The organism is Komagataeibacter intermedius TF2, assembly GCF_000964425.1.
In the GTDB taxonomy this organism is placed as follows: domain Bacteria; phylum Pseudomonadota; class Alphaproteobacteria; order Acetobacterales; family Acetobacteraceae; genus Komagataeibacter; species Komagataeibacter intermedius.
In genome coordinates, this window is the sequence record NZ_BANF01000862.1 from 1 (window position 1) to 267 (window position 267).

The window sequence follows — 267 nt, forward strand, 5'->3', positions numbered from 1 at the left end:
CTCGGCAGTCACAAGGGCGATGCGGCTCGCAAGGCCATTCGGGCTGTCGGGGCAAGGATGATCTTCCTGCCGCCCTACAGTCCCGACCTCAATCCAATCGAACAGGTCTTCGCCAAGCTCAAGACTTTGCTGCGAAAAGCCGCGGAGCGATCCGTTGAGGCAACATGGAAACGCATCGGTTCACTCATCAAATGCTTTTCCGCACAGGAATGCGCAAATTATCTCAAGAACTCTGGATATGCATCAATCTAATCACAGAATGCTCTA

1 protein-coding gene is annotated in these 267 nt (G+C 52.8%); it reads left to right on the plus strand.

Features of this window, described 5'->3' with window-relative positions; translation table 11 throughout:
* Nucleotides 1-252, plus strand: a 252-nt coding sequence (locus tag B7449_RS19395; protein ID WP_048884131.1) for a transposase, incomplete at its 5' end; no start/stop codon positions are given.
* Between the last annotated feature and the right edge of the window lie 15 nt (nucleotides 253-267).